1 protein-coding gene is annotated in these 2,360 nt (G+C 54.5%); it reads left to right on the top strand.

The annotated features are described in order from the left end of the window. The first annotated feature begins 208 nt into the window (after window positions 1–208). A complete protein-coding gene (locus K7431_RS30785; protein ID WP_043205204.1) occupies window positions 209–2,125 on the top strand; it encodes a methyl-accepting chemotaxis protein in 1,917 nt (638 codons plus the stop codon). The last annotated feature ends 235 nt before the right edge of the window (window positions 2,126–2,360 follow it).

The following is a 2,360-nucleotide window of genomic DNA, read 5'->3' as shown; positions in this document are numbered from 1 at the left end:
TACAGGTAAAGCTTTGCTGGTTTCAGCCGAAACATTCCGAACGGAGAAAAAACTGGCTACGGCAGGCTACTACTGAACCATCCTGGGCTCTATCAGACGTCGACTTCATAGAACGTTCGCCTTGGATAGCTTTAAACAACATCTTCAAGCCCTGAGGCCTGCCATGCTTAGAAATGCTCCTTTGAGTACAAAGCTACTGCTTATTTTGATGTTTCCCCTGTTGGGCTTTCTGGTCTTCGCCGGGATTTTTGTAGCTGACAAACGAGAGACACTGAGCGAGATGAACCGAGCGGTCACCGCTACCGGCACCGCGCAGAAACTCAGTGACGTAGTAACCACTATCCAGCGTGAGCGCGGCGCAAGCGGCGTGTTTCTGGGCAGCGGTGGTAAGACGATGCAGGACAAGTTGAAAGTCTTACGCCAAGAAACCGACCGTGCGGTGAGCGCGATGCATGCGCAATCGACCGAGGGTCTTATCGCGCCTGACAAGATGCTGCGCGCAATTGATGGTTTGGCCGGACTGCGTCAGCAGGTGGACACGCTCGCAATCAATAACGGCGAGTCCGGCACCCGATTCACCGATCTTATCAAAAATTTGATCGGCTTCTCTTACTCACTGGAAACCAGCATTGAGGATCCGGAAATCCTGCGTGGGCTGAGTTCACTCAATCAGTTCGTAGACATGAAAGAGCGCTCTGGTCGAGAGCGTGTACTGCTTGGCCTGGCATTCAACCAAAACCGTTTTGATGCGCCGCTGTTGTCACGTTTCAGCCGCAACATGGGCGAGTTCTCCGGCTATTTCGAGGCCTTTCAACGCTGGGCTCCTGCCGTGTTCAAAAATAAGCTGGATGCGGTTCTACAACAGCCCGCATCCGTCGATGTAGCTCGCCTGCAAAAACTCGGATTTGATACGCCTCTAGGCGATCCGCTTAATATCAAACCCGAAGACTGGTTCAACCTTTCCACCAGCCGTATCGACATGATGGCTCAGGTCGAGGCTGAACTGGGCCAGACGGTCGTGAGCCTAGCCAATGTCGCGCGTACCGATGCCCAGCGCAGTCTGTATGTCGCAATAGCCACCGTCATTCTGATGTTGATTGCGGTGCTGTGGCTCGCTTCGGTGATTATTCGCAATATCAAAATCGCTGTGGTCGACGTGAACCGCACCCTTATTTCGCTATCCACGCGTGACCTAACTGCCAGAACCCGTTACGCCGGCAGAGACGAGTTTGGCGAGATCTCGCGTAACCTGGATAACATGGCCATACAGATCGGTGAAGTGATCCGTGAGATCGGGAGTGCCACGGCGCAGGTCGCGACCGCCGCCGAGCAGTCTTCGGCTGTGGCCCTGCAAACTAGCAATAACGTCGTCCAGCAGCGTCAAGGCACCGATCAGGTGGTCACTGCCATCAGCGAGATGAGCGCCACGGTCAAAGACGTGGCGCGCAGCACTACCGACGCCGCAGAGATGTCGCAGCGCGTTAATGCCAGCACTATGCAGGGCAAGGCTGAAATCGAGAACACCATCAGCTTGATCAAAGGGCTTGAGGTTCAGGCCGAACAAACATCCCGAATCATTGAGGAGCTCAAGGGTGAAAGCTATTCCATCTCCTCGGTTTTGGATGTGATTCGTGGTGTAGCAGAGCAAACCAATCTGCTAGCTTTGAACGCTGCCATTGAGGCTGCCCGTGCCGGTGAGCAGGGTCGTGGATTTGCCGTGGTCGCCGATGAGGTGCGGAATCTGGCCAAAAAGACTCAGGATTCCACCGTCAGTATCCAGAAGATGATCGCCAATCTGCAATCCGGCTCCGACCGTGCCGCCACTTCCATGCAGGAAACTCTAGGGAAGGCTCAAGAAGGCGCGAGCAACGTAGTGCGCGCAGGGGAGTTGCTAGAAGAAATAGCCGAGGGCATCGCGACCATCAGCGACAGCAACATACAGGTCGCCTCGGCGGCAGAACAACAGAGTCAGGTTGCCGAGGAGATCCACCGCAACGTAAACGACATCAACACTCTGGTTATCCAGGTCAGCGCCGGTGCTGAACAAACCGCCGTCACCAGCCGCGAGTTAGCCCGCTTGGCCGAGCAACAGCAGGGGCTGGTGGAACGGTTCAAGGTGAACTGAGTTACAAGTTTTTTTACCGGATGCTCAAATGCCCGAGAGAATGACTTTCGGGTATTTGAGGATTGGTAGGTGAGAGGGTGACGCGCCTATAAGGGCTACTTTGCTCAACGCGATAAACGAGGCTTTTCATGACGCCGGATGAGGTCAGGCCATGGATTATCAGCCGTCCTACGGCTTTCTGAAGGACTGCTTATACCGTTCTGAGTCATACAAGGTGACTTTGGCAGACGCTTAC

Origin of the sequence: Pseudomonas fluorescens group sp. (assembly GCF_020093335.1) — a bacterium.
GTDB classification, from domain to species: Bacteria; Pseudomonadota; Gammaproteobacteria; order Pseudomonadales; family Pseudomonadaceae; genus Aquipseudomonas; species Aquipseudomonas petroselini.
The sequence above is the reverse complement of the archived record's forward strand: the minus strand, read 5'-3'. Positions and strand labels throughout refer to the sequence as shown.

Coding starts and splice junctions, on each gene's coding strand:
- K7431_RS30785 (WP_043205204.1), top strand. CDS start 209: ATGTTTCCCCTGTTGGGCTTTCTGGTCTTCGCCGGGATTTTTGTAGCT.